Genomic DNA, 22,382 nt, shown 5'->3' on the forward strand with positions numbered 1-22,382 from the left:
GTGAATACCTACTTTCCTGTTTTAGGTGCGATTTCTTTGTTAAAGCGATCCAACCAAGCAGATGTTTCCTTGCTCACTACGCTATAGTCGAAGTCGACTACCTTTGTACGATCGAATTCCAATGTTTTCGCTACATCGTCTGGCAGCTTCACGGATGTTGCCGGATTGTAGTACAGCTTCGTTGCGTACATCGTTTGAATTTCATCTGTCAAAAGGAAATCGACGAATGCTTTAGCGGCTTTTGGACTCTTCGAACCTTTTACCAGCGTAGCTACGTTCGGTACGATGTTTCCGCCCTCTTCAGGGAAAACGAACTCCAATGGTACGCCTGCTTCTTTTTGGGTCAAGCTACGCGCCATTGTCCAAGTGGTGTACGCTGCGCTCTTGTTTTGCAGATTTTGCTGAAGCTGTGCTGCACTCTTTGCAAAGGTCGGCATGTATCCTGCAATCGTTTCCATTTGTTTGAAGCCCTGTTCCATATTTTTCTCGGACCCGCCATTTGCGTACGCCAGCATGATCATCGCAGAGCGTCCGAAGTTGCTCGCTACGTCTGTCATCGTGATGTAGCCTTTCACTTCCGGCTTCGCCAGATCATTCCAGGACTTCGGTACAGGCAAGCCTTTTTCTTTTACCAGGTCCGCATTGTAGGAAATCCCCATCGGCGTAAAGTTTACGACTACACCGCTATCCTCCGTCACATGCAAATCTTCCGGTACGTTTTTCATGTTCGGGATATCTGTTGCAGATACGGTTTCCCACAAGCCCTCTTGACGACCCTTCTCTTGCTCGCCGCCCTCAACGATGGTCAAGTCGATTTGCGGAGCATTTTTCTGTGCCTTAACCTTCGCTACGATGTCCGTAGATACCCCGGAAACATAGGTCAGCTTTACATTCGGATATTTCTCGTTAAACTTTTTGAAGACTTCATCCTTCATCATCTTTTCAACGGTTGCGCCGTTTCCTGCTACTACCAGAGTGTCTTCCAGCTGAGCTTGTGCTTCGGTGCCGCTATTGTTGCCAGCAGCCGGTGCAGGAGCAGATGTTTGTGGTGCGGATGAGCCACATCCAGCCAGCAAGGAACCAGTCAAAGCGAAAATGGACAAGACGGATAATGCCTTTTTCTTCATGTAAGTTCGACCCCCGATTGTCTGTTTTGTTCACGAATAGAGAACAGCGTTTCCTATTAGAGAACGATAATGTTATACTAGCATAAAGATACAGACTATTCAAGGTAGTCGTAATAGCATCATCATTGCCCGAATTGCGAGATTGTCAGCATTGTTTCTTACACGTAAAATAAGGCTAATGTAAGCAAAGGAGACGTTTGTATGGACCAAGTATTGTCTTCTGTTCGAAATGGCTGTCGGCTGTTAAAAATATTTCTCGATTCGCCAAAGGAACTCGGGGTAACGGAGCTCAGCAAAAAGCTCCAGCTGTCCAAGGGAGCCGTTCACAAGCTCCTGTCCACGCTGGAGTCTGAAGGCTTTATCCGCCAAAATGAAAAAACCAAGCAGTATACGCTTGGCTACACGCTTTTGGAGCTGGGCACTAAGGTGCTCACGAATCACGATATCGTTGATTTTTCCAAACCGTTCTTAGACCAGCTTGTCTCACGGACAAACGAATTGGCGGTCTTATGTGTACAAGATTCCAAGGACGCGATTTATGTAGCCAAAGAGGATTCACTTCACCCTGTTCGGTTTACCGTAGAATCCTTCCGGCGTTTTCCCCTTTACTCTACCTCCGCCGCCAGGGTTTTGCTCGCCTATCAGCCGGAGGAGTTTCAGGACGAGATATTGCAGGAACATCCCCTGAAAAGCTACACGCCTCATTCGTACACGTCGGTCGAGCAAATCAAAGAGGACTTGGTGACGATCCGTGAGAGAGGTTATGAAATCAGCTCGAATCGACGTAATACAGGGGTGACCGGAATCGCTGCCCCGATTTTTGATTCGACTGGACACATAACTGCATCCGTCAGTGTCATCGGTCCCTCTGACCGCGTGATGCCGAAAAAAGACGAGATTTTACAAGAAACGCTAGCGACAGTACGTGCGATGTCTGCTCAGTTAGGGTATCGAATGTCTTGAAATCTGCTTGAACTGCCATGAAAAAACCTCCTGTTCATCAGTCTGCTCTGATGACAGGAGGTTTCTCTTTGTGCTGACTCGCTTGTTTTGCCCATTGTAATGGCGCAGATCACCAACAAAAATTATGTAAAATTTTTCATCTTGAGGCGAAACGGTCTTATTCGTTTTTCGTCTTACTAATTATGAATCGTATTACATGTAATTAGAAAGGAAGTGACACCCTGTTATGAGAAAAACATATTTGCTGCTTACCTCTTTGATATTCTGTACATTGTTTGGTACTGACGCTCATGCAGGTTCACCCCAAGGAACGGCTGCACCTGTTCCTCCCCAAGTAATGGTTCCAACAAGTAGCAAGGACAAACACGGAAATACCATTGAAAAATCAATGGCATATGTGAAATCGCTACAAGTGAAAAATGGAAAACTAATCGTCTCGCTTGACTATGTTCAATGGTTTTTCGGTGAGGCAGGAGCAAAAGCTTATCGCCAAGATCATCCATTAGAAAAAGAGGACTATCCAATGCCCTATTACATTCGTAATAACAGTCCTAAAATTAGAACGTTTGAAGTTTCTCCAAAAGCTTCCTTTACTCTTCAAACCAACTCTATAAAAGATGACAATTTCAATTGGAATGAATCAGTAAACACCGATACTTTTAAAAAGTTCATGTTATCCAAGGGAATTCCTTATCATCTACCATTCCACATTGAAGTAACGAATGGAATCATCACAAAAATTACAGAACAGTACGTCCCTTAATTATTAGCAGCATTCCCTTTCTGGGATGCTGCTTTTCATTTTTTCTCTTTTGTTAAACCGGGATCGTTTGATCGCCGTTTTATAATCGATTAGCGCACTATTCGCGATTCTCCCTGTTCTATTCCTCGCCCATGTCCTTGTGCAAATAAGGCTCCCATGCACGTTTCAACAGACGAACGCCACCCTCAATCTCCTCGATGGTCTGCCCCCCGAAGCCGAACTGAAAAGCCGGAAGTCCATTTTCCTGCGGATGAACCCATTTATGTGCGGTTGGATAGACACGAACGCCTGATGCAGCCGCAATTTGCTTCAACTGTTGCGGAGTGCTCTCACTTTTCACTTCTACCGTTACGGACAGCCCGGCATCCTGACCTTTGATCTGGATGTACGCCCCGAAGTGTTCCTGCAAGCACTGAAGCAGAGCCCCATGCTTTTTGCGGTAAAGCGTCCGCATCTTGCGAATATGCCGTTCCCAATCGCCATTTTTCATGAACAAGGCCAGCGTCTCCTGATGAATTCGTGATGCCGACTGGTCAAAATCCGCCAACTTCTCCTGAAACACCGCCAATAAAGTTTGTGGCAAAACCATATAGCTCATCCGAATCGACGGCAATAACGCCTTGGAGAACGTCCCCAAATAAATGACGCGTCCCTGCGTATCCAGCCCTTGAAGGGAAGGAATTGGCTTGCCATGATAGCGAAACTCACCATCGTAGTCATCCTCCATGATGTAGCTCCCTGTCTGATTCGCCCAGTGTAGCAGCTTTAGCCGTTTGGCATACGGCATGACAATTCCAGTCGGGTCCTGATGAGACGGAGTGATATAAACCAGCTGCGCTCCACTCTCATTGAGCGCTTCCACATCAATCCCATCCTCCACCAGCCTGATCGGGCGTACATCATAGCCCAAATGAGAAAACACGGCACGAACACCGTGATAGCCCGGCTCTTCCATCGCAACAGCCTGTCCTCGTGTCCCGAATAAGAACCCCAATAAGCTGATCATCACTTGCGTCCCCGCACCGATCACTATTTGTTCCGGCGTAGCTTGTACACCTCGAGCACGTCCGAGATAGCGTGCGAGCTCCTCCCGCAGCTGCGGCTCGCCTTGTTGGTCACCGTAGTAGAGTACATGCTTGTTTTCTTCCTGCATGCATTGGTTGGTGTACTTGCGCCAACGGTCAAAAGGAAAATGCTCGGCATCTACGCGTGCTTGATGAAAATCATATTGAACCGGGACTGGTGAGGTCGTAGGTGGAGGCGTTTGGACGTGAACCGTTTTAACTGGTGGCTGACCTTTCCCTGTGGGTACAGGCATTGGCCCATCCCAGTCCACATCGACCACATAAAATCCGCTGCGCTCCCGACTCTCGATATAGCCTTCTGCCATGAGCTGGTGATACGCGCTTTCGACTGTCGTTTTACTTACATGCAAAAATCCGCTCAACGCCCGAACAGAGGGCAGACGCGTCCCGGAGATCAAGCGCCTCCCTTGTATTTCTGTACAAAAATAGCGATAAAGCTGTAGATAGAGAGGCTCGCTCCCTTCTACAAAGCGGGGACTAATATCTAGCAAGCTACATCCTCCTCGCAGACCAAATGAAAAACCGACGGAGACAAAAATCCCCATCGGTACTCACGTTTCTATTACACCAATATTACGCCAAATACGCCTCTCTTACCTGCGGATTCATCAATAATGTCTGGGCGTCGTCTTTCAAAATAATTTCGCCTGTCTGAATCACATAACCGCGATGCGCGACAGACAGTGCCTGATTCGCATTTTGCTCGACCAAGAGAATCGTCATGCCTTCCTTGTTCAGCTCCGTAACGATGTCAAAAATCTGCTCCACCAGAATCGGCGCCAATCCCATCGACGGCTCATCGAGCATGAGAATTTTGGGCTTCATCATCAGTCCACGAGCAATCGCCAGCATTTGCTGCTCGCCCCCGGACATCGTGCCACCTTTTTGATTTACCCGTTCCTTCAGCCGTGGAAAGTAAGCAAAGGCACGCTCGATTCCTTCTTCGATCACCTTTTTATCAGATACACTGAAGGCACCCATCTCCAAATTCTCGCGTACGGTCAGCTTAGGAAAAATGCGGCGACCTTCCGGAACGTGGGCGATTCCTGCTAAGGCAATATCATGGGTACGCATCTGCGTAATATCTTTGCCATTAAAGATAACTTTTCCTTCTTTGGCACGAGTCTGCGCACATATCGTTTTCAACGTGGTCGATTTACCTGCCCCGTTGGAACCAATCAGTGTCACCACTTCGCCCTCGTTTACCGTCATGCTCAATCCTTTTAATGCGTGGATGCCGCCGTAATACGTATGAACGTTAGTCAGCTCTAGCAATGCCATCGATTTTCCTCCTTCTACGACACGTCCGACGCACTTTTTCCGAGATAGGCCTCAATGACGTTAGGGTTATTGCGGATTTGTTCGGGTGTTCCTTCTGCAATTTTTCTCCCGTAATCCAGCACGTGAATGTATTCGCTAAGTCCCATGACCAACTTCATATCATGCTCGATCAAGATAATCGTCAAATCGAGCTCTTTTTTCAGCCGACGAATAAAATCCGTCATCTCAACCGTCTCGCGAGGGTTCATCCCTGCCGCCGGTTCATCGAGCAAAATGATTTGCGGATTGGTCGCCATCGCCCGAGCAATTTCCAATCTTCGTTGTAACCCGTAAGGCAGACTCCCTGCTGCTTCATTGGCAATATGTGAGATCCCGACATACTCCATGAGCTGATAAGCTTCGACGCGCGTCCGCTCTTCCTCTTGGCGTACCCGTTTGGAATTGAACAGGATTCCGAGAATTCCAGCCGATAAGCGGCTATGCACACCCACCATGACATTTTCCAATGCCGTCATTTCTTTGAACAGACGAATGTTTTGAAAAGTACGGGTGATACCGCGACTCGCGATCTGATCAGGACGAAGCTTCTTGATGCTTTTGCCGTTCAGCAGGATTTCTCCCTCGTCTGGCTCGTAAAATCCGGTAATCATATTGAAAAAAGTCGTTTTTCCAGCCCCATTTGGTCCGATGACAGCCGTAATGCTACCTTTTTCGATCCCAATCGAGACGTCTTGATTGGCTACCAAGCCACCAAAGCGCTTCGTTAAATTTTTTGCCTCTAACAATGCCATGCCCATTTCCCTCCTCGTCCGCTATGACTGTTTTCCAGAAGCCAATTGGGACAGTTTACCGAGAATCCCCAGCTTTTCTTTGCCAAACTCGCTATTTTTGATCGCATCGAGATCGTTTTTCTTCCGTTTGGCCGGAATCAATCCGTTAGGGCGATACAAGGCAACGAGAATGAGCATAATTCCGAAAATGAGTCGCTGGAACTTGGATGGGTCCAGCTGGTTAGGCAAACTGATGATCCCCGCATTTTGCAGACCGTGCAGGAAGTTGGAGAATTCTTTTAACAGCTGTACCTGCAAGATTGTGACAAAAGCGGCACCAAGCACAACCCCTGGTATGCTGCCACTACCACCCAGAATGACCATGACCAATATCCCGATCGATTCCATCAGTGTAAAGGAGGTCGGATCGATAAACGTCTGCTTGGCCGCAAAGATAACACCGACGACACCAGCGAAGGAAGCACCCAAGGCAAATGCAGCCAGCTTGGTATTCAACAGGGAAATCCCCATAGACTGGGCAGCCAGCTCATCCTCACGTACCGCAATCCATGCACGGCCCAAACGAGAATGCTCAAAGCGTATATTCGCCAAAACGATAAAGGCAATCACAAACAACACGATGAAGTAAAAGTAAAACGGCGTCCCCATTTTGATCCCAAACAACTCTGGAGACGGAATCGGCGTGATTCCCTGCGGACCGTTGGTGATGTTGATGGGCTTATCCAGGTTGTTGAAAACAATGCGAATGATTTCACCGAAGCCCAAGGTCACGATCGCGAGGTAATCTCCTTTTACTCTGAGAACTGGCAATCCTAGCAATATTCCGAAAACAGCAGCCACAATCAAGCCGACTATGAGAAATGGCCAAAACCACTCACCGGATAGCGGGAACAGGTTCCCTGCAATAAACTCATTCGCTTGCGAAGTCGAGAAAATCGCGTACGCATAAGCCCCAGCAGCAAAAAACGCGACGTAACCCAAGTCAAGCAGACCAGCAAAGCCTACTACGATATTCAGGCCCAAAGCCATCGCTACGTAAATGCCTACCTGTGATGCTACCTCCATGTAGTAACGGTTTTCACCGGCTACCAACGGAATGATCAGGAGGAGAACGATAGCGCCAATCACCATCTTGATCGTCTTTGAGGTATTGGTGTAATAGACAAGCACAATGGAAGAAAGAATACCGAGAAACGCAATGACCGATTTATCCATAAGGTACAACGCGGCAGAAAAAGCTACAATCCAAATCAACGTGAATACCAGCGGAATGCCTTTAAACGATTTCCAAGCGAGATTTGCCATTTATTTCACCTACACTTTCTCTTTTACAGCTTCGCCAAACAGTCCTTCCGGCTTGAAGAGAAGCACGAGAATTAAAATACTGAACGCGAACACGTCTTTGTACTCTGCACCAAAGGCTCCGTTGGTCAACGGCCCCATAAAGGCACCGGACAGGGATTCCAGAAGACCGAGGAGTACGCCACCGATCATCGCACCACGCAGGTTCCCAATCCCGCCGAGAACGGCAGCTGTAAATGCTTTTAATCCAAGAATAAAACCGATATATGGATCGATCGTCCCGTAGTTTTGCGCAAACAGAACACCTGTAGCGCCACCCAGGCTGGAGCCAATCAAAAACGTAAGCATGATTACTTTGTTTACATTTATGGTCATCAGCGAAGCCGTACTCTGGTCTTGTGCGACGGCGCGCATGGCGATTCCCCATTTTGTTTTATTCACAAATAACGTCAACGCAATCATCATGACGATCGCAATTACAATTACGATCAATCCTTTTGTTGGAATCGTAGCAATACTTCCTAATGGAATCGAACCTGTAAAAAGAGCGGGACTGTTCAGATAAAACTCATTACGAGCCAGTGCTTCTGTAAAACGTACGAGGTCTTGCAGCAAAAACGATACGCCAATCGCCGAAATCAACGGCACAAGACGAGGTGCTCCGCGCAATGGTCGATAGGCAATCCTCTCAATTCCTACCCCCAAAGCACCAGTTAATACCATGGCAATTATGAGTGTTATGAAAAGTGCGACAAATGGATTCATACCTTCAAGTGCCCCTAGCGCATCAGAGATCAATAATACCTCTGTACCAATAAAGGCTCCGACCATGAAAATGTCTCCATGGGCAAAGTTGATAATTTCCAAAATCCCGTAAACCATTGTGTAGCCTAAAGCCACCACTGCGTACATAAATCCAAGTGTCAATCCGTCAACCAACACCTGCGGCAAAATATTGATCATGCTTTCCCATCCCTCATTTCTCTTGTAGACTTGTACAAATTTTCTGCATCCATTCCGTTGACTGGACTTGTTTTCTCGTGGAAAAGGGGCCAACACCGGCGTGCAGCCCCCTATCCTGATATGAGGCATGGGAGTGTGTGCGCGTTGTGTGGTGTGATTACTCGGCCTTGCCTACGAAAATGGATTTGTCCTTGTCGAACTTATAAATGAATACATCTGCATTTGTGTTGTCACCTTTTTCATCAAAGGTAACCTTGGTGAATTGACCCTGAAAATCTTTGGTTTTGTGTACTGCATCGAGGACTTGCTCGCGGGTTGGTTTTTTGCCTCCGTTCGCTTTGGTCGCTTCCAAAACACCATTGAGGATGACGTTCATGGAGTCAAAACCGTAGACGGAATAGGTTTCCAGAGGCTTGTTTGTGGCTTTTTTGTACTCTTCAGCCCATTTCTTGCCCTCTTCGGTTTGCGTTACGTCCCCTGCTACTGACGTAAAGACTACACCTTCGACAGCATCACCGGCTATTTTTATCATATCAGAAGAATCCAAGCCGTCGCCACCCATAAAATAACCCTTAAATCCTTTTTCACGAGCTTGCTTGACCATAATTCCACCTTCTGGATAAAGACCGCCGAAGAAGATGATGTCCGGTTTTTTCACCGTTACCTGGTTAAGTACCGCGCTGTAGTCCTTTTCGCCCTGAGTAATGCCCTCAAAGCCAAGGATTTGGACTCCGTCCTTTTCGAATTGCATCTTCACTTGATCGCTCAGACCTTGGCCGTATGCTGTCTTATCATGGATAATATAGGCCGTTTTTACACCAAGTGTATTTTTTGCATAAAGAGCAGCCTTTGGTCCTTGTGCGTCATCGCGAGCACAAATTCGATGGACAGTTTTCTTGCCTTCCTCCGTGAGCTTCACCCCTGTATTGGCTGGGGATACCATGGTCAGCTTGCCTTCCTCGTACTTCACAGACGATGGAATCGCAACACCTGTGTTATAGTGCCCAACTACACCGTACACATCGGGATCAGAGATAAGCATCTCCGCATTGGATACCCCAATTTTCGGGTCGCCTTGATCATCCTGAGGGAAAAGCTGGAGATCAAAGCCAAGTGCTTTAAACTCTTCCTTGCGCTTTTCGAGAGCGTAACCCGCGCCAGTCTTAATCGCATCTCCGACAGCGGAATTGCTCCCAGACAGAGGGGATTGTGTGGCAATTTTGATGAGACCACCCTCTGTCGTTCCGCCACCGCTGTTGCCTGGAGTTGATTGACTTTGCCCCCCACTTGCGTTACTTCCGCCGCTTGAATTACTGTTTCCTGCGCAACCTGTTAATGCCATACTCGCAGCCAATACCGCAGATAAAACCCCGACATAAGAACGCTTTTTCATTCAGAATGAATCCCCCTTTTATCATTCTTTGTTCTTGTTACCCAGTCCATCTACCTCGTTAGCCAGGTTGCGACTTTCAAAAATGATGACTCTTCGGGGATAAAGATAGATGAGGCTTGGTTGCTTTTATTTTAAAATAAATCTGATAATTTACAAGAAGTAAAATATTTTTTATGTACATATATCATTGATGCACAAACAAAAAACCCAAAAAAATACTCCCTCAAGGTAAAGGGAGTGCCGGAACGACGATTTGCCCACTCTTAATGTCGACAATGCCATCTGCCGTCAGACGCGCATATGGCAAGTGAGTAGCGGTAAAAAACAGAATTGAATAAATTGGATCGAGATGGACATGGCCTTTGACACGGAGCTGATTTACCAAATTTTCACCCATGCTGATCACTTCGTCCATCGGCGCAGACGTGTATTTTCCAGCAAGAGGCAATGGGCATTCGCATATCATTTTTCCTTCATCGATCAGGACGACTCCGCCTTTTATTTCACGAATACGCTCCAATGCTTGCGCCATCGCTTGGGGATTGCGTCCGATTACGATCCAATCGCCAGACGCGGAATAGGTGCTGGCCAGCCCTTCAAGCTGCTCACCGAAGCCACGAAGCACTGCCAATGTTCGCTTGCCGCCAGTCGCATCGATGATCGCGATCAGCGCCAACTGCGGATCATGCTGCAAAGTTACATAACCATCCTTATCGACGGGCATGTCCTCTAGCGACAACCGCGTGATAACGGCATTCAGCATTTCCAAGACTGGGGCCTTCCTGTCTTCATCTGGCCGTAGACGGAACCATTCTGGATTGGCTCTCTTCGCCAAGGGATCTTGCAATCGCAACGAAGCTTCATCCCATTGTGGCTGAACCGTTGGAACAAGCAAGTTTCCATTTTCTGCTGCCAGTTGTCCATTTGCAATCACGATGGATGGTGTCGGTTGATCCTTTGCAGTCAACAACAGCATATCCGCGATTCGGCCTGGCGCAATTCCTCCGACCTCAGCGTCCAGCCCGTAATAGACAGCCGGGTTCAACGTCGCCATGACATATGCTTCCTCTGGCGGCATCCCCGCTTCGATGGCCACACGGATCGTACTATTCATGAACCCGTCACGATGCATCGGCGGCGTACTTCCATCCGATGTCAGCATCATCCGTGATGACCACGGCACCCCCAGCGCAAGCCACCCTTTCACCAGCTCCGGCAGATCAGGGCGAATGGAGGAATGGCGCAGTGTCGCATACATGCCTAAACGGATGCGCGACAACAAATCTGCTGCATGGATGGCTTCATGACAAGCTGTTACGCCAGCTGCTGCGGCAATGTTCAAGGTCTCGTAAGAAGCTCCCGGATGATGCCCTTCCATCCTTTTGCCTAAATCCCGCGCATGCTTCAAACCAAAAAGCAGCGTCTCATCCTCTTGTAAAACCCCGCCCCAATTCGTCAACTCCCCACCCTGGATCACTCTTGGATGCTCCAGCATTCGCGCCAAGCTTTCCTTAGTGAACGCCGGATGAGCCCTCCCTGTCTGCGGATCGAGTCTGCCCCAGAAAAATTGCTTCACCGGATGAGCTGCCAGTGAATCCATGATCGCTGCCGTTTGCGAAAAAGGAAGATGCATGAGCATCAGTGAGTCCGACACCATTCCAGTCGTTCCCGTTTGCAGTGCAAAGTCAGCCAACGTGTAAGGGTTATACCATTGAAACGGATGCGCGTGTGGCTCGATGTATCCTGGCACGAGATACTGCCCAGCCGCCTCCATGATCACGGTCTGGTCATCGACCAATGGCTCTTTTTCTCCTACATAAGCAATACGTTCTCCTGCCACTACGACGTGATGCTCTTGCCATTCTTTTGTGTACACATTGAGAACTCTTGCACCCTTTATCCAGAGGCTTGCCGGTGCCTGACCTCTGCTCACGCGAATCATGTTCAAGTAATCACGATCTGATATGGCTCGTACGCGCATCATTTCTTCTCTCCTTGCTGGTCTGCCGATGTTTTTAAAAAATGAACGATCATTCATTGCTCTTTACAGCTTCGCCGCCCATAAATCATTCCCCTGCAAGATTGGTGATGGTAGTAACAATTCCCACGGGTGTCTTGTCGTCCTTCATCGCAGACTATCGATTAGAAGTCATTGCGACAGGAGGACAACTCTCATGCATAAAAACGTAGGTAGAACGGATGCCATGATTCGTATGACTGGCGGTCTGTTAGGCTTGGCATACGGCATCGGAAGAATGAGTCGTCGCCCATACAATGCTCCATGGCTGCTCATGGCATTTTCAGCAATGAAAGTAGCAGAAGGGGCTACGCGCTTTTGTCCGATGTACGCAGCGATGGGCATCAATACGACAAAAGGGAATGGCATGCAGGGCATGATGGATCAGCTCAAGAAGAAAGGCGTGCAGATGGCGGTCAATCAGTTCACGCGCTCCATGAATATTGCGCCCATCAAAGACTCGAACAATAGCCAAGATGATGCGAGCAACACTTCAGCGACAACGAATAAGGCAAACATACAGTATTCTGCAAGCCCACAATCATCAGCGAACCAGGAAAAACAACCTATCGACAATCAGCAAAACGCGCAGCTTACTCCCGAGGATCAACTTCTCGAAAAGGCGGCAAGAGAGTTCATTTCATTTCGTTCCCAAGATAATAACAACAGCAGCAATCGCTACCCCACGTACACATAAGGAGAGGAGGCACTGCATATGCTTGTCGGCTCCCAGATGTATGAATGGATGTCGCATAACTTCTTTGTCATTGCCATGATCATTGGCGTCATCGGCGTGATGGGATATTACTTCTTTCGAACGTCGAGAAGAAAAGGAAGGTATCGTCAGTAAAGGAGAAGCAACCAACCGCCTGTCATCAGGCGGTTTTTTCCATTTACATAATTACTTGTTATACATATAATTGTCATTGCAAGTATTTTTGAACGAAAGAGGGTCATTCCCCTGATCGATCATTGGCAAAAAGAACCGGTTGGATTTCTCGTTGGAAATACATACCGGAGAATGATTCATTATGTTTCTCTTTTTTTAAAAGAGTTTGATTTGACCACGGAGCAGTTTGCCGTCCTGTATCGGCTACGAGAAGAAGAGGGCATCAATCAAAAAGAGCTGGCCCAGCGCTCGGCCAAGGATCAGCCTTCCATGACACGCATTTTAGACACACTCGCCAAAAAAGGCTTTATCGAAAAGACATTGAGCGAACAAGACCGCCGTGCCTACATCATTACCCTTTCCCCGAAAGGACGGGAATGGATTGAGCAGGCGATTCCCGTAGAGGCTCATGCCGTTGCAGACATTTTGGAAGGGATCTCTCCTGAAAAGCTGGCCTTCTTGCGGGAAATCTTGCTGGAGATTAACGAGAACATCAATAGAAAAACGACAGACTAGGAGTGACAGCATTGGGAGAGAGTAGAGAGAGACTGTGGACGAGAGATTTTGTCCTGTTAACGGTATGTAATTTGATGTTGTTTCTCACTGTTCAAATGCAGACCCCTACATTCCCTGCCTATGTGAAGGAAGCGTATCAGGCCAATGATTTTGTCGTCAGCCTGGTCATTAGCTTGTTTTCACTTTCAGCAGTGGTCGCAAGGGTGTTTACTGGGGAAGCATTGAAAACGAAAAACAGTAAGATCTTGGCGATAGTAGCACTTGGATTCGTCGCGATTTTTAGCGCAGGCTATTATTGGGCGGGAAGCATTGTTTTCTTTCTTCTGTTGCGAATCTTGGTAGGCATCGGCTTTGGTATGGGCAGCACGACCTTTCCGACGATTGTCTCCAATGTGATTCCTGCCAAACGGATCGGCGAAGGTATGGGGTATTTCGGCTTATCGACCAGCTTGGCTATGGCGCTCGGCCCGATGATTGGACTTGGACTGTTGAACTCGTTTGGGTTTGGCTGGATGCTCATGGTTCTCGTGCTACTCGTTGCTATTATTTTTCCGTTGATGCATTTCATTCGTGCGTATAATCGACTTCCTGTGTCGACCGAAAACACGCCCTCCGTCACAGGCATTCGCCGGTTCTATGATAAAAAGCTGCTGCTTCCAGCTGGATTGAATTTTTGTCTATCCATTACGTATGGCGGGATTCTCAGCTTTTTGGCCTTGTATGGAAAAGAAGCCCACATTGAGAATGTTGGCTGGTTTTTCCTTACGAATGCACTGGCGATGGTGTTGATTCGTCCTTTTTCCGGCAAGCTGTATGATCGCAAAGGGCACATTGCTGTCCTGCCTCCTGGTGCGATTTTCGTCGGGGTCAGCCTTTTGCTCCTGTCCCTAACAACGACAGAGTCCTTGCTTCTCGTCTCTGCTGCCTTCTACGGGCTTGGCTATGGCATGATTCAGCCATCTATCCAGGCGTGGATGGTGAAGGTCGTCACACCTGAGCAACGCGGCATGGCGAATGGACTGTTCTTTAATTCCATCGATCTGGGGATCGCGGTCGGCTCTGTGCTCCTCGGTGTCATTGCGACACATTCGAGCTACTCTGTCATGTACCGCTGGTCGGCAGCGTGCTTGCTGTTGTTCCTCATCGTTTATTTCCTTTCGCAGCTGGCTGCTGCCAAGGCGAAAAAGGCGGCGCTGACGAGTGAAAACGTTGGTGTGTAGTTGAAACAACCTATTTTCCCCATAAAAAAGCTGCTCCCTATGAACAAATTTCTTCATGGGGAACAGCTACTTCGTTATAACACCTATGGACTAGTAACCAAACAACATTTGTAACCTTCTGCATCCGGCTCATGATGAAAAATAATCGTCCAGGTCAATGTAGAGTCAAAGATATACAGATCAAAAGTAAAGCGGGTGTATGATTGTAATAATCGCTTGGTACTCAGCCTGAATACTTTATTTCGAGTGAAGTCTCTTCCAATCGAACTAACAGAATCCCAGAAAAATAATACTTCTTCTTTGTCATGAAGATAATCCATCGCTTCTGAAACTGTTAACCCTGTGGTTCTGTCTCCCTGGATAAATCCCCATAAATAGCCTTTGTCTAGTTTTACGTACCGTTTGTAAAAAAACTCCCTTACACAATCACCCTTGACGTTAAAAAATGTATGAATGTATTGCTCTCTCAATTGGATTGACACTTCTTTAGAAAGGACAGGTATGTTACGAATGTTCAATACATCTTCTCTATACTCAACTGGACGATACATGTGCACAACAGTTGCCGTCTCGTCTTTTAGCATGAGAGTTCTAAATTCAATCTTTTCGATATCCTCATAATTCGTCATTGCAAACAGATCGTGTTCATTATTGGTTTGGCTCTTATGGATCATTGCAAAGGGACCAGTGGGAATGGTCACCACGACACACCCGTCAGGAACATGAGTGATGATACTTACTCGTCTACCTATCATTTTCTTTTCCGAAATCGAATTCCAAACTTCATAGTATAAATGACTGTCGACGACATTATTAATTTCACACAATCTGGAATCTGGCGCTTGCAAGAACTCGTCCCGATCATAGTAACAATCCACTTCAATACCAACTATAAAAAATGCTTCAACGTCAACAACCTTTAGTCGCATGGTATCTCCTTATTTTTCAGCAATCATATCAAGAAAGGGCGTAACAGAAAATAATGTTACGCCGAATCAGTTAACCTATATTTTTACCAAGGGAAGAAATGATGTCCGTCTAATCTTACCCACTGTCCACTAACCTTCTTTGTTAAATGGAAATGAGGAAGATTAGCTACCATCAATCTACCATGCCTATCAAAATAATGGGGATCTTCGTATTCAAATTTATAGTTCTCCTGTGTTACAACTTTTTCTGCATAATTTTTGCTAACACTGAAGGTTTCCCCTCCCCTTCTTGCTTCTAATTGAGCCTGACTGAGAGTTAAAGGTTCAGAAATTATTATTCCACCGTCTGAGTTTAAATAAGCCTTGAAATGTTTTACTTTTTTCTTTTTAATTTGATATTCAACTTCTTCACTCATTGTAACACTTTTAGTCACAAATTTAATAAAGGACCTGCCAAAATATTCCCCTATTTCCTTAGCAAGGGCACCCTGGTTTGCAACATAATCGCCTACAAATTCACCTGTTATTACCGCTCCTGTAACAAGAGCTATAAAATCCCCAACAGGTATTGGGCCATCAATCGCAGCAATAACCCCCAATGCTGCTAAGCGTTTAAGTAACTGTTTCTCAGTTATTTTAATCCCTATATCTTCTAATACTGTTAGAGCGTGGCTCGTCGTTATACTTCTGATCTCCACCTCTTCTGGGAATTCATTGTGGATCTGATAGTAATCATAATATTCTTTAGCAAGCGCATCTATTCGCTCAAAGTCCCTCTGTAAAGCTTCTTTATCTATTACCGGCATATTATTATCGTTGTTCTCAGACTGCGTTGTATTATCTGCATACTCATCAACAATTAAAGCAATTTCTTCGAACAAGTAATATTCGTTATTTTCCAAGTACTTATCTAACTCAGCACTCAATTTTTTGGAATTATCTGTACCCTCTTCTGACAACATGTTTATATACTGTTCAATTTCATTTCGCTGAATATAGCCGTCATTCTCATCGCTCGTTTTTGCAAAAATACCACTAGCATTTCCAAATAACAATGCGATGACCATAAACACCGTTATCCACCTTTGATTCTTAAACATAAATTCAGTTGATACTACATATTGTAGCAATCAACCTTCCGCCCCCTTCAATAAATATTTTTGGTAAATATTACATATATTACCATAAACATTTATACTACATTCACTATCTTCGGTAAATAGATTCTATAACTTTTGGAAAATTAAGTTATTTAATTCAAGGATTTGAATAAATAAAAGTGAATGCTAACGTGAACTCACTTATCTTTCAAAAAAAACTGTTCCCTAGTAGAATTTCCCACTAAGGAACAGTTTCTTTTGCTGTTACGACTTTTGCTGATACTTCATCGCTCGTGCCGCAATATCCGTGCGGTACTGCGCCCCATCAAACGAGATCCCCTGGACCTTCGCATACGCTGTCTCACGCGCTTGCGCCAAATCCGCTCCGGTTGCCACGACGCCAAGCACACGGCCACCGCTCGTAACGATGCCTTCCTCGGTTGCCTTCGTACCTGCGTGAAACACCGTCGCTCCCTCGTTTGCCTGACCCAGTCCCTGAATCAACGCACCCTTTGGATATTCTCCCGGATAACCCGGGGCTGCCATGACGACACAGACAGCACTTCCTTTTTGCCATGTCACATCAACTGCATCAAGCTCACCATTGATCGTTCCGACAAAAATATCGAGCAAATCTGTTTCGAGCAACGGCAAGAGCACCTGTGTCTCTGGATCGCCAAAACGCGCATTGAATTCCACGACTTTCGGGCCTTGCTCCGTAATCATCAGACCTGTGTAGAGAATGCCTTTGAACGGAATCCCATCCTTGGCCATCCCTGACGCCATCGGCTGGACAATCGTTTGGACGATCTCGTCTACCAGCTCAGCAGACATTTGCGGTACCGGGGCGTATGTTCCCATGCCGCCTGTATTGGGGCCTCGGTCATCATTGAAGATTCGCTTATGATCCTGAGAAGTAATCATCGGCTTAACTGTCTCTCCATCGACGAAAGACAGCAGCGACAGCTCTTCGCCGAACATGCACTCCTCAATGACCACGCGCGCTCCCGCTTCACCAAAGACACTTTCCTGCATGATCTGACGGAGTGCCTCTTCCGCTTCCTCCACTGTTTCTGCGACAACGACCCCTTTCCCCGCTGCCAAGCCGTCCGCTTTGACAACGATAGGAGCTCCCTGCTCTCTCACGTACGCACTCGCGGATTCGTAATCCAGGAACGATTCATAGGCAGACGTCGGAATCTCGTAGCGTTTCATTAAATTTTTCGCAAAAGACTTGCTGCCCTCGATCATTGCCGCTTTTTGGTTCGGGCCATAGATCGGCAGATTGCGCTCCTGGAAAAATTCCACAATCCCCGCCAGCAAAGGATCTTCCGGGCCAACGACTGTCAGATCAATTCCCTCATCTTTGACGAATTGAGCCAGTGCAGCAAAATCGAAAACGCCAATCGGCACGTTTTGTGCGATTTGGGCAGTGCCCCCATTTCCTGGCGCACAGTATACCTTTGTCACTTTAGAGCTCTGCAACAGCTTCCAGGCAATCGTGTGTTCTCGACCGCCACCGCCGATCACTAATATTTTCATCGTATTTCCTCCTGTGTGAGAGGTAATCCACTCGTAAGTACGTGATAAAAAAGCGAACGTTACTCCCAAATAGCCTCTTTTAGTGCTTGAAATGACGAGTGCCGGTAAAGATCATCGTAATGCCCGCTCGGTTGCAAGCATCAATCGATTCTTGGTCGCGAATGGAGCCGCCTGGCTGGATGATAGCGGTAATCCCTGCTTTGGCTGCCGCTTCCACGGTATCTCCCATCGGGAAAAAGGCATCCGAAGCCATAACCGCGCCACTTGCCAATGCACCTGCTTGCTCGATGGCGATTTTCGCTGCCCCAACGCGGTTCATCTGACCTGCACCCACGCCGATGGTCATATTGTCTTTTGCCAAGAGAATCGCATTCGATTTGACGTGCTTGACGACTTTCCAGGCGAATTTCAGCTGTGCCAGCTCCTCTTCCGAAGGCTTACGGTCTGTGACCACTTGAATCTCGCTTTCTTCGAGCTGCTTGTAGTCGAAGTCTTGAATGAGTGCCCCGCCTGCAACAGGAGCCACGCGGAACAGATTGTCCACTTTTTTGGCTGGTTCATTCAGCGCAGGAATACGCAAGAGACGCAGGTTCTTTTTCTCAGCCAGAACAGCCAACGCCTCTTCGGTGAAGTCTGGTGCAATGATAATTTCCAGGAAAATCTCTTTCATCGCGAGTGCGGTGTCACGGTCAATCGAGCGGTTTGCAGCTACGATCCCACCGAAAATAGAGACAGGGTCTGCTTCGTACGCTTTTTGGTAAGCGGCGCGAATATCAGTACCGATCCCTACTCCACAAGGGTTGGAGTGTTTGATCGCAACGACAGCAGGTTCAGCGAATTCGCGTACAATCGCCAACGCTGCATCTGCGTCATTGATGTTGTTATAGGAAAGCTCTTTTCCTTGCAGTTGACTAGCATTCCCGATGCTCAACTGATCCGATAACGGCTCACGGTAAAATGCCGCACGTTGATGTGGATTTTCCCCATAGCGCAAATCTTGTGCTTTCTCGTAAGTCACCGTGTAGCTCTCAGGCAACAGTTCGCCCACCTGCTCACTCAAATAGCGAGAGATCAAGGCATCATAGGCAGCCGTATGACGGAATACTTTTGCAGCTAGCTTGCGACGGGTTTCTAGCGTAGTATCGCCATTTGCCTCAATTTCTTCTGCTACTTTTTCGTAATCGGCTGCATCGACTACGACACTGACGAACGCGTGATTCTTCGCAGCAGAGCGCAGCATCGTTGGTCCACCAATATCAATATTCTCAATGGCATCTTCATATGTCACGTCTGGCTTCGCTATCGTTTCCTTGAAAGGATAAAGGTTCACGACAACCAGATCAATGGTTTCAATCCCAAGGTCTTTTAGTTGCTGCACATGTGCTTCACTGTCCCTTACAGCCAAGAGGCCGCTGTGGATATTGGGATGCAACGTTTTGACGCGACCGTCCAGAATTTCTGGAAATCCAGTCACTTCAGAAATGCCAATGACGGGAACTCCCTCTGCTTTTAAGAGAGAAGCCGTACCCCCGGTAGAAATGATCTGTACCCCGGCTGCTACCAATCGACGGGCAAACGGAATCAATCCTGTCTTGTCAGAAACGCTGATCAACGCTTTTTTCACACTCACGGATAGAACCTCCTGAATTTTAGTGAAAACATGGGTAACTATTGACCAAAACACGAACAATACTTATATATTATAAAATAATTGTACGCTATTATCAACAACTTCGTCAGGAAAACAAACGCAGCCGCCCATGCCTGTTCGGCACTTGCGACTGCATACACCTGCATTTGCTTTGATAAAGTTATCGTTTTTTCTTGCCTTTGCCTGATAGCTTTTTAATGCGACCTGACAGTGAGAATGATTTGCTTTTGGCATTCGCCCTGATTGGCTTGATCGGCTTCTTCGACTTGCGGCTCTTCGCCTTTACTTCTTTGGGCATTAAGTTCCCTAACTCTTCCATAGAGATGGATTCGCCGTCCTTTACACGATCCCTGACGCGCTCTTTCGTCTCCTCTGGCACTTCGAATCCCATGTTTCCCAACTCATCGAGCAGTGCATCTACATTGGCTCCGCCCTTCGGCATTTTTTCCGCTAGCTTCATAATATCGTTAAGCGTCCATTGCCGCCCTGTTTTTTGGCTTAGCTTATCGAGCAAGTTCGAAACAAAATCTCCGCTCAAGTCGGCCCCTCCCTTTGTGGGAATATCCCTCTCTTACTGTATGTCACAAGAGTTGATTTGGTTTGTCATGATTCGCGGAGGAAGGAACGCTGTCCAAATATTGACAATGATTTTTAATTTCATATAACATTTAAATGATACCAACAAAATCCAACAGTCCGGGGGCCCATATGAACTTTATTCGAAATTCTCTGTTTTCTCCGCCTGTTGACGGTTCTTTGGGTGGCTTGTCGTCCTCTACCCTACATGAAACCCTTTTACAACCGATCTTGGAGCATATGGAAGCAGGGGTGACTGTTTACGGGCTTGACGGCAATGTCCTTTTTTTCAACAAAGCTGCCAAACACTTCGGCATGTCCGAACCGATAAATCTGCACGAGCAAACATACGGCTCTTCTGCCTTTTATCATCCAGACGGCATTACTCCTGTAGCTTTTGGGGAGTTGCCGTCTGTTCGAGTATTACGCGGGGAAATCGTCAATGGCCAGGAATTATGGACACAACCGAGTGGAAAAGCCGTTTCGATTCTCGTAGCCAATGGGAAGCTCCTCACCCAAGCATCTGGTGAACCTGTTGGTGCCCTGATCGTTACACACGATATTACGGAGCGTAAATGGGCTGAGCAACGGCTGGAGGTTAGCGAGCAGCGCTACAAATCACTGTTTGAGCACAACCCGGACATCGTGTGCTGGCTGGATCTAGCAGGCAAGTTCTTGAATCTGAATCCGGCGTTTGAAGTCGTCACTGGTTACAGCCTGAACGATCTTCGCAACCAGTCCTTTCAACAGTTACTGGACAGAGAAGGCGTCAAGCGCGTCCTCTCCATGTCACGTCATACACAAAAAGGCGTATCCGATAATTACGATCTGTCTGTGCTCCATAAAAATGGAACGCGCATTGAGCTAAACGCCACCGTCGTCCCTATTGTCGTAAACGAGACCAATGTCGGCTATTTTGTCATTGCCAAAGATATTACCAAGCGCAAAGAAACCGAGAGAATGATTCACTACCTTGCCTACCATGATACACTGACAGGTCTGCCCAATCGCTCCTTATTCCAAAGCAAGCTGGAAGATTCGCTACTCCATGCCTCTCACCAAGCACAACCGCTTGCGATCCTGTTTCTGGACTTGGATCGCTTCAAATACATTAACGATACACTCGGCCATTCCACCGGGGATCATCTGCTTACGCAAGTTGCCGAGCGCTTGCGAGACAGCGTCGGTCCTCATGACACCGTTTGCCGTCTAGGCGGGGACGAATTTACCATCATCCTGCCAGGAATGGCTCACGATGAAGCGATGCATTTTGCTGAAAAGCTCATGCAAAAGCTCATCTCGCCGATCTTTTTGGGCAACCAAAGCTTCGTGGTCACTACCAGTATGGGCATCAGTCTCTTCCCTCAAGATGGAACTGACGCTGAAACCTTAATAAAAAATGCGGACACAGCGATGTACCAAGCCAAGGAACACGGCAGAAACAACTATCAGTTTTTTTGCCCCGAACTGAATATTGCTCTTGCCAAAAAAATGATGCTGGAAGCCGGTCTTCGAACCGCATTGGATCACAACGAGTTTCAGCTACATTACCAGCCGCAGTACGATCATGAAAAGATTGTCGGCCTGGAAGCCTTGATTCGTTGGCAGCATCCTGCATACGGAATTGTGTCCCCTCTTGATTTCATTCCCCTAGCCGAGGAAACGGGCTTGATCATCCCAATCGGTCAATGGGTGCTGGAAAAGGCCTGCCAACAATGCGTGGAATGGCAGCAGCAAGGCTTGCCACCTGTACGTCTCGCCGTGAACTTGTCCATGCGCCAGTTGCAAGACAAGCATCTGGTGACTATGGTCCAGCAAACGTTGCAGAAGACAGGTCTCGCCCCTGCTTACCTTGAGCTTGAAATTACCGAGAGCATTGCCATGCATCGACTCGATACAGTCATCCCGCGTCTTCAGGCACTTCAAGACATGGGGATCCATATTTCCATCGATGATTTCGGGACAGGCTATAGCTCGTTAAGTTGCTTGCAGTCGCTCCCGATCAACTCTTTGAAAATCGATCAGTCTTTCATGCGTAACATGCCCACCAACACGTCCATCGTGTCCGCGATTGCTGCCATGGCACATAGCTTGAGTCTTTCTCTAGTAGCCGAGGGCGTGGAGACAGAAGCGCAGCTGGAATTTTTACGCTCACTTGGCTGCAGCACCTTCCAGGGATATTTTTTCAGCAAACCTATTTCAGCAACCGAATGTGAGTGGTTGTTGGCAAACCTCGCAGCAAAATAGGGTGAGTCGGTCATAGTTAGAAGCCGA

Annotated in this window: 20 protein-coding genes; 7 read left to right on the forward strand and 13 right to left on the reverse strand. The window is 47.3% G+C overall.

Going from position 1 to position 22,382, the window contains the following annotated elements; translation table 11 throughout:
- Positions 1-8: 8 nt before the first annotated feature.
- Positions 9-1,127, reverse strand: a complete 1,119-nt coding sequence (locus HPY28_RS13420; protein ID WP_017249734.1) for an ABC transporter substrate-binding protein — start codon at positions 1,125-1,127, stop codon at positions 9-11.
- A 201-nt stretch (positions 1,128-1,328) separates the two neighbouring features.
- On the opposite strand from HPY28_RS13420, the gene HPY28_RS13425 reads away from it, so the two are divergent.
- Both HPY28_RS13425 and HPY28_RS13430 read left to right on the forward strand, forming a co-directional pair.
- A complete protein-coding gene (locus tag HPY28_RS13425) occupies positions 1,329-2,090 on the forward strand; it encodes an IclR family transcriptional regulator (RefSeq protein ID WP_017249733.1) in 762 nt (253 codons plus the stop codon).
- A 226-nt stretch (positions 2,091-2,316) separates the two neighbouring features.
- The gene (locus tag HPY28_RS13430) at positions 2,317-2,853 is read left to right on the forward strand and encodes a hypothetical protein (protein WP_174230736.1); all 537 of its coding nucleotides are present in this window, start codon (positions 2,317-2,319) and stop codon (positions 2,851-2,853) included.
- Between the two features lie 118 nt (positions 2,854-2,971).
- Here the strand turns inward: HPY28_RS13430 and pdxR are convergent, their stop codons facing one another.
- From pdxR to HPY28_RS13465, 7 genes are all read right to left on the reverse strand, one after another.
- The gene (gene pdxR, locus HPY28_RS13435) at positions 2,972-4,429 is read right to left on the reverse strand and encodes a MocR-like pyridoxine biosynthesis transcription factor PdxR (protein ID WP_174230737.1); all 1,458 of its coding nucleotides are present in this window, start codon (positions 4,427-4,429) and stop codon (positions 2,972-2,974) included.
- A gap of 82 nt (positions 4,430-4,511) precedes the next feature.
- Positions 4,512-5,219, reverse strand: a complete 708-nt coding sequence (locus HPY28_RS13440; RefSeq protein WP_069847329.1) for an ABC transporter ATP-binding protein — start codon at positions 5,217-5,219, stop codon at positions 4,512-4,514.
- A 14-nt stretch (positions 5,220-5,233) separates the two neighbouring features.
- On the reverse strand, positions 5,234-6,010 hold the full coding sequence (locus tag HPY28_RS13445) for an ABC transporter ATP-binding protein (protein ID WP_144617864.1): 777 nt from the start codon (positions 6,008-6,010) through the stop codon (positions 5,234-5,236).
- A gap of 21 nt (positions 6,011-6,031) precedes the next feature.
- Complete coding sequence (locus tag HPY28_RS13450; protein ID WP_106834489.1) at positions 6,032-7,315, reverse strand: branched-chain amino acid ABC transporter permease; 1,284 nt, start codon at positions 7,313-7,315, stop codon at positions 6,032-6,034.
- 9 nt (positions 7,316-7,324) lie between these two features.
- On the reverse strand, positions 7,325-8,371 hold the full coding sequence (locus HPY28_RS13455) for a branched-chain amino acid ABC transporter permease (RefSeq protein WP_017249727.1): 1,047 nt from the start codon (positions 8,369-8,371) through the stop codon (positions 7,325-7,327).
- 61 nt (positions 8,372-8,432) lie between these two features.
- On the reverse strand, positions 8,433-9,668 hold the full coding sequence (locus HPY28_RS13460; RefSeq protein WP_017249726.1) for a branched-chain amino acid ABC transporter substrate-binding protein: 1,236 nt from the start codon (positions 9,666-9,668) through the stop codon (positions 8,433-8,435).
- 223 nt (positions 9,669-9,891) lie between these two features.
- Positions 9,892-11,649: an adenine deaminase C-terminal domain-containing protein gene (locus HPY28_RS13465; protein ID WP_174230769.1), complete on the reverse strand. Its 1,758-nt coding sequence runs from the start codon at positions 11,647-11,649 to the stop codon at positions 9,892-9,894.
- A 193-nt stretch (positions 11,650-11,842) separates the two neighbouring features.
- Between HPY28_RS13465 and HPY28_RS13470 the strand changes: the two genes are divergently transcribed.
- The 4 genes from HPY28_RS13470 to HPY28_RS13480 all read left to right on the forward strand — a co-directional run bounded on the left by HPY28_RS13470 (position 11,843) and on the right by HPY28_RS13480 (position 14,310).
- Positions 11,843-12,382, forward strand: coding sequence for a YgaP family membrane protein (locus tag HPY28_RS13470; protein ID WP_173622586.1), 540 nt, complete (start codon positions 11,843-11,845; stop codon positions 12,380-12,382).
- An 18-nt stretch (positions 12,383-12,400) separates the two neighbouring features.
- Positions 12,401-12,535, forward strand: a complete 135-nt coding sequence (locus HPY28_RS30720; protein ID WP_017249723.1) for an EYxxD motif small membrane protein — start codon at positions 12,401-12,403, stop codon at positions 12,533-12,535.
- Positions 12,536-12,706: 171 nt separating this feature from the next.
- Positions 12,707-13,090, forward strand: a complete 384-nt coding sequence (locus HPY28_RS13475; RefSeq protein ID WP_017249722.1) for a MarR family winged helix-turn-helix transcriptional regulator — start codon at positions 12,707-12,709, stop codon at positions 13,088-13,090.
- A gap of 11 nt (positions 13,091-13,101) precedes the next feature.
- Positions 13,102-14,310, forward strand: coding sequence for an MFS transporter (locus tag HPY28_RS13480; RefSeq protein WP_174230738.1), 1,209 nt, complete (start codon positions 13,102-13,104; stop codon positions 14,308-14,310).
- 83 nt (positions 14,311-14,393) lie between these two features.
- Here the strand turns inward: HPY28_RS13480 and HPY28_RS13485 are convergent, their stop codons facing one another.
- The 5 genes from HPY28_RS13485 to HPY28_RS13505 form a co-directional block, all read right to left on the reverse strand.
- Positions 14,394-15,239: a hypothetical protein gene (locus HPY28_RS13485; protein ID WP_173622584.1), complete on the reverse strand. Its 846-nt coding sequence runs from the start codon at positions 15,237-15,239 to the stop codon at positions 14,394-14,396.
- 83 nt (positions 15,240-15,322) lie between these two features.
- On the reverse strand, positions 15,323-16,306 hold the full coding sequence (locus tag HPY28_RS13490) for a hypothetical protein (protein ID WP_100169720.1): 984 nt from the start codon (positions 16,304-16,306) through the stop codon (positions 15,323-15,325).
- A gap of 297 nt (positions 16,307-16,603) precedes the next feature.
- Entirely contained in the window at positions 16,604-17,881 is a 1,278-nt protein-coding gene (purD, locus tag HPY28_RS13495; RefSeq protein ID WP_017249718.1) for a phosphoribosylamine--glycine ligase, read from the reverse strand.
- A gap of 79 nt (positions 17,882-17,960) precedes the next feature.
- The gene (purH, locus tag HPY28_RS13500) at positions 17,961-19,511 is read right to left on the reverse strand and encodes a bifunctional phosphoribosylaminoimidazolecarboxamide formyltransferase/IMP cyclohydrolase (RefSeq protein WP_017249717.1); all 1,551 of its coding nucleotides are present in this window, start codon (positions 19,509-19,511) and stop codon (positions 17,961-17,963) included.
- A 181-nt stretch (positions 19,512-19,692) separates the two neighbouring features.
- Positions 19,693-20,070 (reverse strand): hypothetical protein, encoded by a 378-nt coding sequence (locus HPY28_RS13505; protein ID WP_174230739.1) that lies wholly within the window; start codon positions 20,068-20,070, stop codon positions 19,693-19,695.
- Positions 20,071-20,240: 170 nt separating this feature from the next.
- On the opposite strand from HPY28_RS13505, the gene HPY28_RS13510 reads away from it, so the two are divergent.
- Positions 20,241-22,355, forward strand: coding sequence for an EAL domain-containing protein (locus HPY28_RS13510; RefSeq protein WP_174230740.1), 2,115 nt, complete (start codon positions 20,241-20,243; stop codon positions 22,353-22,355).
- The last annotated feature ends 27 nt before the right edge of the window (positions 22,356-22,382 follow it).

This window comes from Brevibacillus sp. HB1.2, assembly GCF_013332495.1.
In the GTDB taxonomy this organism is placed as follows: Bacteria; Bacillota; Bacilli; order Brevibacillales; family Brevibacillaceae; genus Brevibacillus; species Brevibacillus porteri.

Coding starts and splice junctions, on each gene's coding strand:
- HPY28_RS13420 (WP_017249734.1), bottom strand. CDS start 1,127: ATGAAGAAAAAGGCATTATCCGTCTTGTCCATTTTCGCTTTGACTGGT.
- HPY28_RS13425 (WP_017249733.1), top strand. CDS start 1,329: ATGGACCAAGTATTGTCTTCTGTTCGAAATGGCTGTCGGCTGTTAAAA.
- HPY28_RS13430 (WP_174230736.1), top strand. CDS start 2,317: ATGAGAAAAACATATTTGCTGCTTACCTCTTTGATATTCTGTACATTG.
- HPY28_RS13440 (WP_069847329.1), bottom strand. CDS start 5,219: ATGGCATTGCTAGAGCTGACTAACGTTCATACGTATTACGGCGGCATC.
- HPY28_RS13445 (WP_144617864.1), bottom strand. CDS start 6,010: ATGGCATTGTTAGAGGCAAAAAATTTAACGAAGCGCTTTGGTGGCTTG.
- HPY28_RS13450 (WP_106834489.1), bottom strand. CDS start 7,315: ATGGCAAATCTCGCTTGGAAATCGTTTAAAGGCATTCCGCTGGTATTC.
- HPY28_RS13460 (WP_017249726.1), bottom strand. CDS start 9,668: ATGAAAAAGCGTTCTTATGTCGGGGTTTTATCTGCGGTATTGGCTGCG.
- HPY28_RS13465 (WP_174230769.1), bottom strand. CDS start 11,649: ATGCGCGTACGAGCCATATCAGATCGTGATTACTTGAACATGATTCGC.
- HPY28_RS13470 (WP_173622586.1), top strand. CDS start 11,843: ATGCATAAAAACGTAGGTAGAACGGATGCCATGATTCGTATGACTGGC.
- HPY28_RS30720 (WP_017249723.1), top strand. CDS start 12,401: ATGCTTGTCGGCTCCCAGATGTATGAATGGATGTCGCATAACTTCTTT.
- HPY28_RS13475 (WP_017249722.1), top strand. CDS start 12,707: ATGATTCATTATGTTTCTCTTTTTTTAAAAGAGTTTGATTTGACCACG.
- HPY28_RS13485 (WP_173622584.1), bottom strand. CDS start 15,239: ATGCGACTAAAGGTTGTTGACGTTGAAGCATTTTTTATAGTTGGTATT.
- HPY28_RS13490 (WP_100169720.1), bottom strand. CDS start 16,306: ATGGTCATCGCATTGTTATTTGGAAATGCTAGTGGTATTTTTGCAAAA.
- purD (WP_017249718.1), bottom strand. CDS start 17,881: ATGAAAATATTAGTGATCGGCGGTGGCGGTCGAGAACACACGATTGCC.
- HPY28_RS13510 (WP_174230740.1), top strand. CDS start 20,241: ATGAACTTTATTCGAAATTCTCTGTTTTCTCCGCCTGTTGACGGTTCT.